At 69.1% G+C, this 15,345-nt stretch carries 15 protein-coding genes; 4 read left to right on the top strand and 11 right to left on the bottom strand.

Going from position 1 to position 15,345, the window contains the following annotated elements; genetic code table 11:
* Positions 1 to 8: 8 nt before the first annotated feature.
* Both V3391_RS09485 and V3391_RS09490 read right to left on the bottom strand, forming a co-directional pair.
* Positions 9 to 1,823 (bottom strand): EAL domain-containing protein, encoded by a 1,815-nt coding sequence (locus V3391_RS09485; RefSeq protein WP_332078171.1) that lies wholly within the window; start codon positions 1,821 to 1,823, stop codon positions 9 to 11.
* A 106-nt stretch (positions 1,824 to 1,929) separates the two neighbouring features.
* Positions 1,930 to 2,511, bottom strand: a complete 582-nt coding sequence (locus tag V3391_RS09490) for a DUF4126 domain-containing protein (protein ID WP_332078172.1) — start codon at positions 2,509 to 2,511, stop codon at positions 1,930 to 1,932.
* Between the two features lie 121 nt (positions 2,512 to 2,632).
* Here V3391_RS09490 and V3391_RS09495 point away from each other — a divergent pair, with 121 nt between their 5' ends.
* Genes V3391_RS09495 through nudC form a run of 3 tightly spaced genes read left to right on the top strand, consistent with a single transcriptional unit; the run spans position 2,633 to position 4,683 of the window.
* Positions 2,633 to 3,334 (top strand): DUF6776 family protein, encoded by a 702-nt coding sequence (locus V3391_RS09495; RefSeq protein WP_332078173.1) that lies wholly within the window; start codon positions 2,633 to 2,635, stop codon positions 3,332 to 3,334.
* Positions 3,335 to 3,366: 32 nt separating this feature from the next.
* On the top strand, positions 3,367 to 3,741 hold the full coding sequence (gene erpA, locus V3391_RS09500) for an iron-sulfur cluster insertion protein ErpA (RefSeq protein ID WP_332078174.1): 375 nt from the start codon (positions 3,367 to 3,369) through the stop codon (positions 3,739 to 3,741).
* Positions 3,742 to 3,795: 54 nt separating this feature from the next.
* Entirely contained in the window at positions 3,796 to 4,683 is an 888-nt protein-coding gene (gene nudC / locus V3391_RS09505) for an NAD(+) diphosphatase (protein ID WP_332078175.1), read from the top strand.
* A gap of 9 nt (positions 4,684 to 4,692) precedes the next feature.
* Here nudC and V3391_RS09510 read toward each other — a convergent pair whose 3' ends face one another.
* The 5 genes from V3391_RS09510 to purD form a co-directional block, all read right to left on the bottom strand.
* Positions 4,693 to 5,130 (bottom strand): DUF2752 domain-containing protein, encoded by a 438-nt coding sequence (locus V3391_RS09510; RefSeq protein ID WP_332078176.1) that lies wholly within the window; start codon positions 5,128 to 5,130, stop codon positions 4,693 to 4,695.
* Positions 5,130 to 5,525, bottom strand: coding sequence for a CD225/dispanin family protein (locus V3391_RS09515; RefSeq protein WP_332078177.1), 396 nt, complete (start codon positions 5,523 to 5,525; stop codon positions 5,130 to 5,132). Before V3391_RS09515 ends, V3391_RS09510 begins: the two co-directional genes overlap by 1 nt.
* Positions 5,526 to 5,637: 112 nt before the next feature.
* Positions 5,638 to 7,587, bottom strand: coding sequence for an MFS transporter (locus V3391_RS09520; protein ID WP_332078178.1), 1,950 nt, complete (start codon positions 7,585 to 7,587; stop codon positions 5,638 to 5,640).
* A 59-nt stretch (positions 7,588 to 7,646) separates the two neighbouring features.
* Complete coding sequence (locus tag V3391_RS09525; RefSeq protein ID WP_425491236.1) at positions 7,647 to 8,117, bottom strand: acyl-CoA thioesterase; 471 nt, start codon at positions 8,115 to 8,117, stop codon at positions 7,647 to 7,649.
* A gap of 55 nt (positions 8,118 to 8,172) precedes the next feature.
* The gene (purD, locus tag V3391_RS09530) at positions 8,173 to 9,471 is read right to left on the bottom strand and encodes a phosphoribosylamine--glycine ligase (RefSeq protein ID WP_332078179.1); all 1,299 of its coding nucleotides are present in this window, start codon (positions 9,469 to 9,471) and stop codon (positions 8,173 to 8,175) included.
* Positions 9,472 to 9,625: 154 nt separating this feature from the next.
* Here purD and V3391_RS09535 point away from each other — a divergent pair, with 154 nt between their 5' ends.
* Positions 9,626 to 11,101 carry an alanine/glycine:cation symporter family protein gene (locus V3391_RS09535; protein WP_332078180.1) on the top strand — a complete coding sequence of 492 codons (1,476 nt, stop codon included), beginning with the start codon at positions 9,626 to 9,628 and terminating at the stop codon, positions 11,099 to 11,101.
* Positions 11,102 to 11,187: 86 nt separating this feature from the next.
* On the opposite strand, the gene V3391_RS09540 is transcribed toward V3391_RS09535, so the two are convergent.
* The 4 genes from V3391_RS09540 to V3391_RS09555 form a co-directional block, all read right to left on the bottom strand.
* Positions 11,188 to 12,081, bottom strand: a complete 894-nt coding sequence (locus V3391_RS09540; protein WP_332078181.1) for a hypothetical protein — start codon at positions 12,079 to 12,081, stop codon at positions 11,188 to 11,190.
* A 90-nt stretch (positions 12,082 to 12,171) separates the two neighbouring features.
* Complete coding sequence (purH, locus tag V3391_RS09545) at positions 12,172 to 13,773, bottom strand: bifunctional phosphoribosylaminoimidazolecarboxamide formyltransferase/IMP cyclohydrolase (protein WP_332078182.1); 1,602 nt, start codon at positions 13,771 to 13,773, stop codon at positions 12,172 to 12,174.
* 210 nt (positions 13,774 to 13,983) lie between these two features.
* Positions 13,984 to 14,253 (bottom strand): DNA-binding transcriptional regulator Fis, encoded by a 270-nt coding sequence (gene fis / locus V3391_RS09550; protein WP_232150486.1) that lies wholly within the window; start codon positions 14,251 to 14,253, stop codon positions 13,984 to 13,986.
* A gap of 116 nt (positions 14,254 to 14,369) precedes the next feature.
* Positions 14,370 to 15,317, bottom strand: a complete 948-nt coding sequence (locus V3391_RS09555) for a DUF3426 domain-containing protein (RefSeq protein ID WP_332078183.1) — start codon at positions 15,315 to 15,317, stop codon at positions 14,370 to 14,372.
* Positions 15,318 to 15,345 lie beyond the last annotated feature (28 nt).

Consider the following 15,345-nt stretch of genomic DNA (forward strand, 5'->3'; position numbering starts at 1 on the left):
CAGCGGACCTAGAGCACGGAGTGGTGGAAGTCGAAGTCGAGCACGTTCGCCACGCGCTGGACCAGATTGCCCTGGATGAAATCGATGCCGCTCATCCAGAGCGTCGCCGCCGCCTGCGGATCTTCGACCTGCTGGCCGATCACCTGCAGTCCGAGCCGGTGCGCGCGCTCGACGGCGACACGCATCTCATCGCGCACGCGCGGTTCGTCGAGCTGGCGCGAGTAGCGCGCGGCGAGGCGCACGAAGCCGAGCGGCAGCTGTGCGAGCAACGCGTCGGCTTCCTCGCTGGCGCTGTACTGGCCCAGACACAGCTGCACGCCGGCCGGCACCATGCGCGCGCAGAAATCCTGCAGCGACAGCGCGTGAATCAGCGCATCGTCCTGGCGCACGTCGATGACCAGCGATGCGCCCGGCACGCCGGACGATTCGATCTGCTGGAGCAACCAGTCCGCATAGCCGCCCTGGATCAGGCTGCGCGAGGACTGCGACACGAACAGCCGCATCGCGCTGCCGACGCGCTGGCGTTCGATCAATGTCGCGATCGCGAGTTCGATCACGCGGCGGTCGATCTCCAGCAGCAGGCCGGCGAGTTCGGCGGCCGGCAGCACGCGCGCGGCGGAATGCAGTTCGCCATCGCGGCCGCGCAGGCGCAGCAGGGTCTGGTACTGCGCCTCGTCGCCACCGGCGACGGCGACGATCGGCTGGAAGGCGAGTTCGATGCGCTGCTCGGCAAGGGCATCGCGCAGATCGTCGGCCAGACCGCTTTGGGCTTCGCCGGGTGCGACGGTCGGCGCGGGCATGTGCACGGCGATGCCGACCGGCGTGCCGCGCGATTCGCGCAAGGCCTGTTCGGCGGCAGCGAGTGCACTGCCGGGATCGTCGTAGCCGTGGACGAGATCGGCGTACCCGACCAGTGCCCGCAGGCGGATGGTCTGGTCGGCGAGCGGGAAGGGATGGCTGCCGATGCCGTCGCGCAGGCTGCGCGCCCAGGCATCAAGATCGATGCGTGCCACGTCAGGTGCGAACACCAGGAAGGTGTTGTCGTTGAGACGCGTCGCGGAGGCATCGCCCACCAGCGTGCGCAGGTGGCGCCCGGCATCGGTGAGGATGGTTTCCAGGCCCGCGTAGCCGTAGCGGTCGCGCAAGGCGGTGATGCCTTCGACCTCGATGAAACCGAGCGCGCCGCGCGGCACGGCGGGAATCGCTTCGGCCAGATGCTGCAGCAGCTGCAGACGGCTGTTGAGCCCGGTCAGCGGGTTGCGGCCGGGGTCGGGCATCTGCTGCAGCGCGCGGGCGCGGCGGATGCGGTTCTGCACCGCGGCGATCAGATGGCGCGGACGCACCGGCTTGGTCAGGAAATCGTCGGCGCCGACTTCGAGCATCTCGAACTGGCGTTCGGGATCGGCATCGCCGGTGAGGAACACCACCGGAATGTGCGCGAACGTCGGCTGCCCGCGCAGCTGCGCGGTGAGTTCCGAGCCGTCGATGCCGGGCATGTGCAGATCCATCAGCACCAGGTCGGGCTGGAACTCGCCCAGCGTCGCCATGAACTCGCTCGCTACGGCGACCACGCGCGCCTGCAGACCGGCACCGTTGAGGACGCTCTCGGCGAACAGGGCCTGGCTGGGATCGTCCTCGACGATGAGCACGCGATACGGCGCCTCGACCGAGTCGCTCGCCTGCGTTTTCGCCGGCTGCGCGTCGGTATCGACGGCGTCGGCGGGATCACCGGGCAGCGTGGGTTGACCGGCGTCCGCCGCCCAGCGCCGCCAATAGGCTGCGGGCGGAAACTCGGCGCGTTGCTTGCTGTCGGCATCAGACATAGGTGCGGCACTGTGACGCGATGTGGGGGATCAGGCAACTTTAACCGGTACCCCTTTCGATCGCGTCGCCGGCAGTGGCCCGTCACGCGTGCCGCGCCTGCTGGGATCAGCCGCGCGCGGCCTTCGGCGCGCGACGCGACAGACGCCGCCACAGCCACCACACCGCGACCGCGCAGGGCAGCACGCACATGGCCACCAGCGCGAGTGCGAGCCATGGCGATACCAGCGCCAGCGACAGCGCACCGACGGTGACGACATCTTCCGTGGTCGATACGGTGAGGTTGCTGACCGGCTCGGGCGAGGTATTTAGCAGCAGGCGGCTGCCGGCCTTGAGCGCGTGACTGGTGAGCGCCACGCCTGCGCCGGTCGCGAGCATGCCGGCGCCCAGATCGCCATCGGGCGACAAGGTGGCCGCGGCGAGGAACGCACCCGCCGGCACGCGCGCCAGGGTCTGCAGCAGATCCCAGCCCGAGTCGACGCCGGGAATCTTGTCGGCGAAGAATTCCACCAGCGCCAGCACGCCCGATACGCCCAGCACCCACGGCGACGCTGCGGCCTCGAGCGCCGGCGGCAGGTCCAGCCAGCCGAACACGCCCGCCAATCCGACACCGAATACCGTCAGATACGCGCGCACGCCGGCCAGCCACGCGAGCAGCACACCAGCGGCGAACAGATGGGCTTCGGACATCGCGACGCTCCGGGGCGAACGACAACGGGTGCACAACGCCGGCGAGTATAGGACCGGCTTCGCCTTGACGCGGCGCGACGGCGCTGGCTATACCGTGACGATGAACGACACGCCGCCTCCCGTGACCAAGCCGCCCTCGGCCACCCGCCGCGCGCGTGGTCCGCGCATCGTCATCGCACTCGCGGTGGTCGTCGTACTCGCGCTGCTGTTCGGGCTGTGGGGCGCCTGGCAGGCGTTCGCACCGACCTCCGGCAATCCGCAGCGCCAGCTGGCCACCCAGCAGGCCGAGCTCGAAGGCCTGCAACAGCAGGTGTCGACCCTGACCCGCTCCGACCAGATCAGCCGCGATGCGAACCGCGAACTGCAGGGCACACTGGCCGAGCGCGACGAGGAGATCGCCGCCCTGCGTGCCGACGTCGCGTTCTACGAACGGTTCGTCGGCGCGACCGAGCAACGCAAGGGCCTGACGGTGCACGAGTTGCGCATGCAGCCGCGCACCGACCAGGGCTGGCACTACACCGCGACGCTGACCCAGAGCCTCAGCCGCGAGGCCGCGAGCGTCGGCACGATGCGGCTGTCGGTCGAAGGCACCCGCGACGGGCGCCTGGAGACGCTGGAGTGGGATCAGCTCCGTCAGCGCGACGATGCCGCCCGCGTGGCGTACTCGTTCAAGTATTTCCAGCAGGTCGAGGGCGACATCGTGCTGCCGCCGGGCTTCCAGCCGCTGCGCGTCGTCGTGCGGCTCGAGCCGGAGCGCGGCAGCGCGGTCGAGCGTCCGTTCAGCTGGGCCGACGTGACGCCGCGTTCCGCACCGGGCGCTTGAAGCGGGGGGCACGCAGCCCCATCCTGTCTTCCATGAATGACGTGCTCACCATCGAAGGCCCCGGTTACCAGTCGCTGGAACGCCCGCTCGATTTCACCCCCGCGGCCGCGGCCAAGGTGCGCGAGCTGATCGAGGGCGAAGGCAATGCCGCGCTCAATCTTCGGGTCTACATCCAGGGCGGCGGGTGCTCGGGCTTCCAGTACGGCTTCGAGTTTGACGAGCAGCGCACGGACGACGATCTGGCGGTGGTGACCGACGACGTGACTCTCGTGGTCGATCCGCTGAGCCTGCAGTATCTGATGGGCGCTTCGGTCGATTACGTCGAAAGCCTGCACGGCGCGCAGTTCACGATCCGCAACCCGAACGCCAAGTCGACCTGCGGCTGCGGCAGCAGCTTCACCGTCTGAGCCGCGCCGCGCGCGTGTCGCCATCGCGACATCGCCCGGGGCGATAATCGGCGCATGGACTTCAGCTTCGTCGACGCGCCGCTCGATCGCGCAGAACATCTCCGGACCGATTCCGATGCGTTGGCCCGCCTGTGGCCGGAAGCGCGTGTGCTCGTGCTCGATGCGAAAGGCGATGCCCGCGTCGATGCGCACGGCATGCCGCCCGCGCTCGACGGCACCGTGGTCGGCACACGCCCCGGGTCCGCGGTCTTCCTCGGCCTGCACGATGCGCAAGGCTGGTTCGCCGTGCCGGCCGACGATGCGCCGGCCACGCTGGACGCGCCTGCGACGATCGATCTGCGCACCGCGGCCGCGCAGTGGCCGGTCCGCGAGGCGACCGCGTTCGCGCAGGCGCGCGCCGTGCTGCACTGGCGCGACCGGCATCGCTTCTGCGGCGCCTGTAGCGCGCCGCTCGAATACGCGCGGGCCGGCTGGCTGGGGCGCTGCACCGGGTGCGGCATCGAGCATTACCCGCGCACCGATCCTGCCGTGATCGTCGCGGTCACAGACGGGTCGCGCCTGCTGCTGGGACGCCAGGCCGCATGGCCGCCCGGCCGCTATTCGACGCTGGCCGGCTTCGTCGAACCGGGCGAGACGCTCGAACAGACTGTCGTGCGCGAAGTGTTCGAGGAAAGCGCGGTGCGCGTGACCGCGTGTCGCTATCTCGCTTCGCAGCCTTGGCCGTTCCCGGCCTCGCTGATGCTGGGCTTCATCGCCGATGCCGGCCCGGATGCGCCGCAGGTCACCGATGAGCTGGAAGACGCGCGCTGGTTCGACGCCGACACCATTGGCGCCGCGCTGCGCGATGCGCATCCGGAGTTGAAGCTGTCGCCGAAGTCGTCGATCTCGCGCTGGCTGATCGCGCACTGGCATGCGCAGCAGGCAGTCGATCCGATCGCGTAAGGGCTTCGATCAGCCCGGCGCGAGCAGGGTGAACGGAAGCCACGGCAGATTGCGGGCGACCCAGTACACCAGCAGCAGTGCGACCCAGGGCTTCCAGTCCGCGGCGACGCGGGCGAGCCGCTGCAGCCACGGGGGGCGCCAGCCGAGGTGCCAGCCGGCGAACAGCGGCACCAGTGCGAGCAGCACGAACAGCAACGGGTTCATCGAGAACGCACGCGGCAGATCGCCGTGGGCGAGCGCGTGCAGACAGCGGGTCAGGCCACAGGCCGGGCAGTGCCAGCCCGTGGCGCTGTAGAACATGCACGGCGGAAACGGATTGCCGGGCGCGTTCGGATCGAAAGTGCGCAGCAGCCACGCGCCGCCCGCCGCCAGTGCAACGCCGCCGCCCGCGAGGGCGAGGGTCGAAGACCGGATGCGGCGCGGCGCGTGACTGCCGGCCAGCGACATCAGCTGCCGGCCTGCATCTGGTCGAGGATCATCTGGTACTGCGCCATGCCGCCGCCGAGGGTCAGCGAGTAGATCGTCCACAGCAGGCCGATGACGCACAGGCCCGTGGTGACCCAGCACCAGGTCTTGGCAGTGTTCGACGCGCGCTGGGCGCCGGCGAGATCGCCCTGGCCGAGCAGCGTATTGACTTTCGCCGAAAACACGATGGCGACGATGCCGGGAATCGTGCCGATGATGCAGCACAGGCACAGCGACAGCACGGTGACCACGATGGACCACGCGAGATAGTTGGGCACGGTGCCGGGCGCGAGCGGCGTGCCGGGCGGCGGTGCGCCGTAGGGCGACGGTTCCGGGGTGCCGTACGAGCCGGGTGGCGGCGGCGGAATCGAACTCATCGAGAATGCTCCTGGGTGCTGCTGCGGTTGGGAAAGGTCGATGACCGCCGTCGGTCGACGGGGACGCCGTACTGTAGCGCCAGAGCCGCACAAAGCGATGTCACGACGGGCCTCAGGCGGCGTCGCCGCGCAGCATCCGCACCTGCGCCTCGAGCGTGCCGGCGTCGATCAACGCGCCGTCCTCGATCCGCGGCCCGGCGACGACATCGATATGCGCACGCGCGCGGCGCGGCACGCGCATGCGGCCCATGCGCGAGTCGCGATGGCTCCACATGCTCGACCACATGCCGCGCAACGCCATCGGCACCACCGGCACGCGCTGCCCGCGTGCGGCGGCGCGTTCGAGGATGCGTTCGACACCCGACTTGAACGCGGCGATCTCGCCGTCGCGGGTCAACTTGCCTTCGGGGAAGATGCCGACCAGTTCGCCTTCGGCCAGTGCCGCATCCACCGCGTCGAACGCGCGCTGCATCAGTTCGGGATCCTCCTTGGCACCGGCAATCGGAATCGCCTTCGCGTGGCGGAAGATCCAGTGCATGCCCGGCACGTTGTAGATGCGGTGATACATCACGAAGCGCACCGGCCGCGGAATCGCCGCCGAGAGGATCAGCGCGTCCATGTAGCTGACGTGGTTGCAGACGATCAGCGCCGCGCCATCGGCAGGCACCGCCGATTCGATGTCGCGCAGGCGCAGCCGGTAGAGCACGCGCACCAGTAGCATGCTGGCGAAGCGCATCAGGAACTCGGGCACGATCGTGAAGATCCACAGCGCGACGAGACCGTTCGCGATCGCCAACGCCAGGAACACCTGCGGAATGCTCAGACCCGGCAACGGGATGCGCACCCCGCCGACCGTGAAGCCGTCCATCTGCAGCAGCACGCCGAGGATCGCGGCGGTGACGATGAAGAGCGAGTTCTGGATGTTGAGCCCGGCGATCACGCGCGAGAGTTCCGACTTCGGCGTACGGCTCTGGATCAGCGCGAACAGCGGCACGACGAAGAAGCCGGTGAACATGCCGATGCCGGTCAGATCGACGACGATGCGCCAGCCGGCCCAGTCCCCGAGGAACTGCGCGATGGTCAGGCCAGTGGCCGGCGGCGCGCCGGGACGCGCGAAGTACAGGTCCAGCAGGAACGCGGTGATGCCGAACGCGCCGATCGGCACCAGGCCGATCTCGACCGAGCGGCCCGACAGCTTCTCGCACAGCAGCGAACCGACGCCGACGCCGATCGAGAACAGCGCCAGCGCAAAGATGTACAGCGCGGTGTCGTTGGCGATGCCGCCCAGATGCAGTTCGGCGTAGGTCGGCAGCTGCGCGGTCAGCACCGTACCGACGAACCAGAACCACGACACGCCGAGGATCGCGTTGCGCACGGCGAGCTGGCGCTTGGCCAGACGCATGATCGCGCGCGATTCGGGAATCGGATTCCAGTTGACCTTGAGCTCGGGCGCGCCGGCGTCGACCTTGGGAATCATCCGCGCGACGACGTTGCCCGCCACCGCCAGCACGATCACCGACACCGCCGCGGCTTCCGGCCCGTAGCTGCCGGCCAGCTTGAACACCAGACCGCCGTAGATCATGCCGACGAGGATCGAGATCGACGTCCCCATCTCGACCAGGCCGTTGCCGCCGGTGAGTTCGTCGGGCCGCAGCACCGACGGCAGGATCGAGTACTTCACCGGGCCGAACAACGTGGACTGCGTACCGGTCAGGAACAGCGCGACCAGCAGTACCGGCATGCTCTCGAGCAGAAAGCCCGCGGCCGCGACCGACATGATCACGATCTCCATCGTCGTCGTGATGACGATGAGCTTCTGTTTCTCGACCTTCTCCGCGATCTGCCCGGCGATCGCCGAGAACAGGAAGTACGGCAGGATGAAGAGTGCCGGCGCGAGGTTGGTGTAGAGCGTGCGCTCGGCGCCGCTGACCCCGAGGAAGAACAGCAGCGCGATGATCGACTGCCGGTAGACGTTGTCGTTGAACGCGCCGAGCGCCTGGACCGTGAAGTAGGGCAGGAAGCGGCGTTGCTTGAGCAGCGCGAACTGGGACTGGCCGGACATGCAGGCTCCTCGACGAATGCGCGGAGCCTAGCAAAGCCGCATGGCGGCAGGTGGCGGAATCAGTCGATCGTGTCGGGGAAGGTCTCGCGCACCGCCCGGTAGCGTTGCTCGAGTTCCTGGCGGATCTCGCGTCGCTGGCGTCCCTGCTCGAACCGGCGCCGCTCCTCGGATGTCTGCGGTTCGCGCGGCGGTACCGGCGTCGAGCGACCGTCCTCGTCCATCGCCACCATCGTGAAGAAGCAGCTGTTGGTGTGGCGCACCGCGCGGTTGCGGATGTCCTCGGTGATGACCTTGATGCCGACTTCCATCGACGTGCGACCGGTGTAGTTCACCGAGGCGAGGAAGGTCACCAGCTCGCCGACGTGGATCGGTTCGCGGAACGTCACCTGGTCGACCGACAGCGTCACCACGTAGCGGCCGGCGTAGCGACTGGCGCAGGCGTAGGCCACTTCGTCGAGATACTTCAGCAGCGTGCCGCCGTGCACATTGCCGGAGAAGTTCGCCATGTCCGGCGTCATCAGCACGGTCATGCTGAGCTGGGCGTTGCCTGGGATCACGAGTGTGGCCTTGGCGGGAGAGAAGGGATCAGACGTCGTCGCGTTCGCGTGCGATCGCGCGCCAGCCGATGTCGTGGCGGTGGAACTCGCCGGGCCACGAAATGCCGGCAAGTTCGCCGTAAGCGCGTGTCTGCGCATCGGCGACGGTCTCGCCGAGCGCGGCCACGCACAGCACGCGACCACCGGCAGTCACGGCCTGGCCGTGCGCGTCGAGTTTCGTGCCGGCATGGAAGACCTTGGTGTCGGCCAGCGGCGGCGTGTCCCAGGTGTTGATGACGTCGCCGGTGCGCGGCGTGTCGGGATAGTGTTCGGCGGCCATGACGACGCCGAGCGACGGACGCGGATCCCACTGCGCTTCGATGCCGGCGAGCTGGCCGTCGATCGCGGCCTCGACCAGATCCAGCAGGTCGGACTGCAGGCGCAGCATCACCGGCTGGGTTTCCGGATCGCCGAAGCGCACGTTGAACTCGATGACCTTCGGCGCGCCCTGCGGGTCGATCATCAGACCGGCGTAGAGAAAACCGGTGAACGGCACGCCGTCTTCGATCATGCCGCGCACGGTCGGCTCGACGACTTCGCGCATGACGCGCGCATGCACCTCGGGCGTGACCACCGGCGCGGGCGAGTACGCGCCCATGCCGCCAGTGTTGGGGCCGGTGTCGCCATCACCGACGCGCTTGTGGTCCTGGCTGGTCGCCATCGGCAGCGCGGTCGCGCCGTCGACGATCGAAATGAAGCTCGCCTCCTCACCGTCGAGGAATTCCTCGATCACCACGCGCGCGCCGGCTGCGCCGAACGCATTGCCCGACAGCATGTCGGTGATCGCGGCTTCGGCTTCGTCCAGCGACATCGCGACGATCACGCCCTTGCCCGCAGCGAGACCGTCGGCCTTGATCACGATCGGCGCGCCGTGCTGGCGCACGTACTCGATCGCGGTGTCGGCATCGGTGAAGACCGAGTAGCCCGCAGTCGGAATCGCGTGCCGCGCGAGGAAATCCTTGGCGAAAGCCTTGCTGCCTTCGAGCTGCGCGGCGGCCGCGGTGGGTCCGAAAATGCGCAGGCCGGCGTCGCGGAAGCGATCGACGACACCGGCGACCAGCGGCGCCTCGGGACCGACGACGGTCACGTCGATGCGTTCCGACTTCGCCAAGGCCAGCAGCGCATCGAGATCGGTCGCCGACACGTCGACGTTGCGGCAACCGGCTTCCTTCGCCGTGCCGGCATTGCCCGGCGCGACCAGGACTTCGCCGACCTGCGGCGACTGCGCGAGTTTCCACGCCAGCGCGTGTTCGCGACCGCCGGCACCGATGACGAGGACCTTCTTCATGCGCAACAGACCGGATGCAAAGGGGGCGCCAGTTTACGGCGTCGCGGCGCCCCTCGCTGCGTACGTGCCGTTCCCGCGGCACGCATGCAGACAGGTCGGTCCACACCCGGTTGCTAGACTCGATCGTTTCGCCGCAACGGAGTCGTGACCGCCGATGGATCTGGTCCAGCTGATCGAGAACGTCCTGTCACCCGTCGTCGGCGGCATCAACGGCGTGTTGTGGAACTACCTGCTGGTCGGCGTGCTGCCATTGGTCGGCATCTGGTTCAGCGTGCGCCTGGGCTTCATCCAGTTCCGGCGGTTCCCGAAGATGATCTCGGGCCTGGTGCGCGGCACCGGCGACGACCACGCCGGCATCTCGCCGCTGCAGTCGCTGTGCACCAGCCTCGCGTCGCGCGTAGGGACCGGCAATCTGGTCGGCGTGGCGATCGCGCTGACGGTGGGCGGTCCGGGCGCGATGTTCTGGATGTGGGTGGTCGCGTTCTTCGGCATGGCCACGGCCTACGTCGAAAGCGCGCTGGCGCAGCTCTACAAGCGCCGCGACGTGGTGGGCCACTATCGCGGCGGACCGGCCCTATACATGGCCCATGGCCTGGGCAAGCCGTGGCTCGGCGCGATCTTCTCGGTGTGCCTGATTCTCGCCTTCGGTTTCGTGTTCAGCGCGGTGCAGGCGAACTCGATTTCCGAAGCGGTGACCGGCGCCTGGGGCATCCATCCGGGCTGGACGGCCGCGGTGCTCGTGGCGCTGGCGGCGCCGGTGATCTTCGGCGGCCTGCGCCGCGTGGCGAAGATGTCGGAGCTGATCATTCCGGCCATGGCACTGGCCTACCTCGCGCTCGCGGCCTGGGTGATCGTCAGCAACATCACCGAAGTGCCGGCGATGCTGTCGCTGATCGTGCGCAGCGCCTTCGGTCTCGACCAGGCGGCCGGCGGTGTGCTCGGCGGGCTCGCGGTCGCGCTGCTCAACGGCGTGAAGCGTGGTTTGTTCTCGAATGAAGCCGGCATGGGCAGCGCGCCGAACATCGCCGCGTCCGCGACGCCGGTGCCGCACCATCCGGCCAGCCAGGGCCTCGTGCAGTCCTTCGGCGTGTTCGTCGACACGCTGGTGATCTGCACCGCGACCGCGCTGATGATCCTGATGTCGGGCGCGCTCGATACCGCCGGCGGCGACGGCGCGGTGCTGACCCAGCAGGCGATGGCGGTCCACTTCGGCGACTGGGGCCCGACCTTCATCGCGGTGGTGCTGTTCTTCTTCGCCGGCACGTCGATCTTCGGCAATTACGCCTACGCCGAGAGCGCGGTGATGTATCTGCGCGGCGGGCGCGTGTCGATCCTGCTGCTGCGGCTGGGCAGTCTGGCGATGGTGGCCTGGGGCGCGTTCGCGAAACTCGACATCGTCTGGGAGACCGCCGATGCGGCGATGGGCATGATGGCGACGGTGAACCTGATCGCGGTCGTGCTGCTGTCGGGCGTGGCGATCAAGCTGACCCGCGACTACGACCGGAAGATCCGCGCCGGTGATGCGTCACCAAGACTGGATGCGGCGGATTTCCCGGAGCTGGGCGATGCGATCGACCGCAGCATCTGGACTGCGGAAAAGACGGTGGCGCCGGTGTCGAAGCAGGACTGAAGCGGCATGTGGCGGCGCGCTTGCGCGCAAGGGCTGTCGTGGGACCGCCCTTCGCGCGCCAAGCGCGCGCACACGAACGCGATGGTTCAGTCGCAGCCTTCGCGTTGCAGCGATGCGGGCACGGTCCAAGTGCCGCTCGCCACGTCGAACGGCACCTGGTGCGTGCGCTCGATGCGCCGTCCGCAGGCCTCGCCCTGTTCGCGCACCCGCAACGGCCAGGCGGCCGCGCTGGCATCGCGATCGTCGATGTCGAGATCGAACGACAGGTCGTAGGCTGCATCCGGCGCACAATCGTCGCGTTCGGCGCAGCCTGCCATCGCGCCCAGATTGTCGAGACTGCTGCGCAGCGTCGCGGCGACCTTGAAGCCGGCGCCGTCGGGCAGCACGAGGCTGCTGTTGCCCATCGTGATGCCCTGGGCGGTGAAGCCATCCTCGACGACGAACCCGTACAGCCGCGGACCGAAGCGGCGCACGTCGACACCGGCGACATCGCCGGTGCTGCCGAAGCCGTCCATGTGCGCGCGTGCAACCGCCGAGACGGCGTCGGCCTCGGCCCGCAGCAGAAAGAAATCGATGCGCGCGGTGGTCGCATGCCCGGCGTCGTCGGGGACGCCGCAGACCGCGACGAGTTCGGCCGGCAAGTCCGGCGTGCCGATCGCCTCGCGTGCACAGACTTCGCGCGAGGCGGCGTCGCTGCCGAGTTCTGCGACGACGGGCGTGCCCGGCCAGTCGCCCGACAGTTGCGCCAGGTCGCCGTACTGGGTCACGAGGAAGTTGCGGACGGCGCCGCCATCGAGACCGGTGACGGGCATCGCATCGTCGTGCGGCGCTTCGCGGGTGCGCGTGGCGACGACCTCAGGTGTCGACGCCGGCATCGCGGCGGCGGCCGGTGGCGCGGGCGTCTGGCCGCAGGCGCCGAGCGCGAGCAGCAGGCAGGCGGAGAGGGCGGCACGCGACGGCGTCGAGCGGGCGTACAACATCGGCGCATCCTGCGGAGAAGATGCGCCGGACTCTAGCAGCGGCGTCGGCGCGCACCATTCACGCCGGCGTGCATCCGCGATGCGCGGCGATCAGTGGCGGAAGTGACGCACGCCGGTGAACACCATCGCGATGCCGTGTGCGTCGGCGGCGGCGATCACCTCGCCGTCGCGCATCGAACCACCGGGCTGGATCACTGCCTGGATGCCGGCTTCCGCCGCGGCATCGATGCCGTCGCGGAACGGGAAGAACGCATCGGATGCCATCACCGAACCGGGCACGACCAGGCCCGCATCGCCCGCCTTGATGCCGGCGATGCGCGCCGAATACACGCGGCTCATCTGGCCGGCGCCGACGCCGATCGTGCGGTGGTCCTTCGCGTAGACGATCGCGTTCGACTTCACGAACTTCGCCACCTGCCAGGCGAACAGCAGGTCGCGCAGCTGGGCGTCGGTCGGCGCGATCTTCGTCACGACCTTGAGCTCGTCCACGGTCACGTCGCGCAGATCGGCGCTCTGCATCAGCAGGCCCGAGCCCACGCGCTTGACGTCGACGGTGTTGCGACCCTCTCCGTGCGGAATGCGCAGCACGCGCACGTTCGCCTTCTTCGTCGCATAGTCGAGCGCGCCGGGCTCGTAGTCGGGCGCGATCAGCACCTCGACGAACTGGCGGTCGAGGATCACCTTCGCCGTCGCCGCATCGAGCGTGCGGTTGAAGGCGATGATGCCGCCGAACGCCGAGGTCGGATCGGTCGCGTAGGCGAGTTCGTAGGCATCGCCGCAGGCCGCGCCGACGGCCACGCCGCAGGGATTGGCGTGCTTGACGATCACGCAGGCCGGCGCATCGAACTGGCGGACGCATTCCCAGGCGGAATCCGCGTCGGCGATGTTGTTGTACGAAAGCTCTTTGCCTTGCAGCTGCTGGAACGTCGCGAGCGTGCCGGGCGCTGGATGCAGGTCGCGGTAGAACGCCGCCTGCTGGTGCGGATTCTCGCCGTACCGCAGGTCCATGACCTTGACGAAGTTGCCGTTGCTCTGGCCGCCGAACGGTGCGCGCTGCGCGGCGCCGGCATCGGAGGGTTCTGCGATCGACGACAGTACGTCGCTGATGCGCGCGTCGTATTGCGCGACGCGGTTGAACGCCGCGACCGACAGTGCGAAGCGCGTCTGCGCCGACAGCGCACCGTCGTTGGCGTCGAGTTCGGCCAGCAGCGCGTCGTACTGCGTCGGATCGGTGGCGACCGCGACATGCGCGAAGTTCTTCGCCGCCGCGCGCAACATCGCCGGGCCGCCGATGTCGATGTTCTCGACGATGTCGTCGAACTTCGCGTCGGGCGCGTAGGCCACGCGCTCGAACGGATAGAGGTTGAGCACCAGCAGGTCGATCGCGTCGATGCCGTGTTCGGCCATCACCGCATCGTCGGTGCCGCGGCGCCCGAGCAGACCGCCGTGCACCTTCGGGTGCAGGGTCTTGACCCGGCCATCCATGATCTCGGGGAAGCCGGTCACGTCGCTGACGTCGCGCACCGGCAGGCCGGCGTCGCGTATCGCCTTCGCGGTGCCGCCGGTCGACAGCAGTTCGACGTTGCGCGCGGCGAGCGCGCGGGCCAGATCGAGCAGGCCGGTCTTGTCGGACACGGACAGCAGGGCGCGGCGGATCGCGGTGGGCGCGCCGGACGGAACGGGGACGGTCATGGAAGTCGACTGCGGGCGAGGGGGCCGGGAATTATAACGGCCGTGCGTCGGCGGCTCCGAACCGGTTCTACGCTCTGCTGCGCTTGCCGCTGGCCCGAAGCGTCCACGCCATGGATGGTCGACACAATGCGCACGTCCTGCTCGAACGCCGCGCGCCCTGCACACCACCACGCACCATCCGGCTGCGCGCGACGGGCTTCGAGCCGGTCCTCAGGCCAGCCCGTACTCGCGCAATTTCTTGCGCAGCGTGGCGCGGTGGATGCCCAGCATCGCCGAGGCGCGGCTCTGGTTGCCGTCGCAGAAATTCAGGACTTCCACGAACAGCGGAATCTCGAGTTCGCGCAGCGCGACCTCGTAGAGATTGTCGGTGTCGTTGCCGTTGAGATCGCCGAGATAGCGCTGGATCGACGTCGCGACGTGTTCGCGCAGGGGCGTGCGCGGTGCTTCGCGCGTGCTGCTGTCGGTGCGGTCTGCGTTCAAGTCGAGTCTCGGAATGGCGGCGTCGCTGTCGCGGCCGGAAGTCGAGGACGACGGCTGTGCGGACGGCGGAGCGGCAGGCCAGTCTAGCGCGGCCCCATGGCAGCTGCCAGCGTGTTTCAGAGAAAATCGAAGGCGAAGGAGACCGCGCGCGCGTCCGGTTCGACGAGCTGCAGACGGGCTTCGGCGCTGTCACCGGCGGCGAGTGTCGGCTGCGCCGCTGGCCCTTGCAGATACTCCTGCGCGGTGAACACGCGGGTGCCAACCGCGCGTCCGTCGATGTCCGACAGCGTCAGCCGCAACCGCGGCCAGGCCTGCGCCCAGCGCGCGTCGTTGCGGAAGGTCGCGGTGGCGAGCAGCTGTCCTGCGCCCGTGCCATCGGGCCGCACGTCACGCGCGAGCACGGTCAGCGCGGCGGGCTCGCGCCACGGCGGCAGACTGCAACGCAACACGCCGCACAGCCGTACGAGTGTCGGGCGCCAACCCGGATCGGATGCGAGCCGTGCGCGATCGGCGAGCAGCACCTGCAGACCGAGCAGCAGCGTCAGCGCGACGACGGCGCCGTAGAGGACGCGATGCTGGCGACGCATGCGCGCATCCAGCGGACCCGGCGCACCGCGCCGCGCGAAGCTCGGGGATGCGCGCGTGACAGCGGGTCTGGGTGCACGCGCCGGGAGCGGCACGTGTGCAGCCGCGGGCGGAACGTCGGGCGCGGTTCCGGTCACGTCCGGAGCGGCGGCGTCGATGACGTCGACAGGTCCGTCCACAGACGTGGGCGGTGCGATGCCGTCGTCCTGCACCACAGGCGACGCAGGCGTTTCGCGCGGTGCCGGCTGCGCTGCCGGCGTGCCGGTTTCGGGTGTGGGCGGCGCTGCGGCGGGAAGTATGTCCGGAGCCGCATCCGCCGCCGCCGCGACCTGCGTCGGCGTCTTCAGCAGCGAGGCCACCGACATCGGCGGCGAAGCACTGCGCAGCACACCGCGGCAACGCGGGCAGCGTTCCGGCGGCTGGTCGGTCGCGGGGTCGGTGGCGACCAGCGAACCGCAGTGCTTGCAGTTGATGAACATGCGGCTATTGAATCACGCCGCCGCGTCG

The organism is Luteimonas flava (assembly GCF_036584485.1).
In the GTDB taxonomy this organism is placed as follows: Bacteria; Pseudomonadota; Gammaproteobacteria; order Xanthomonadales; family Xanthomonadaceae; genus Luteimonas; species Luteimonas flava.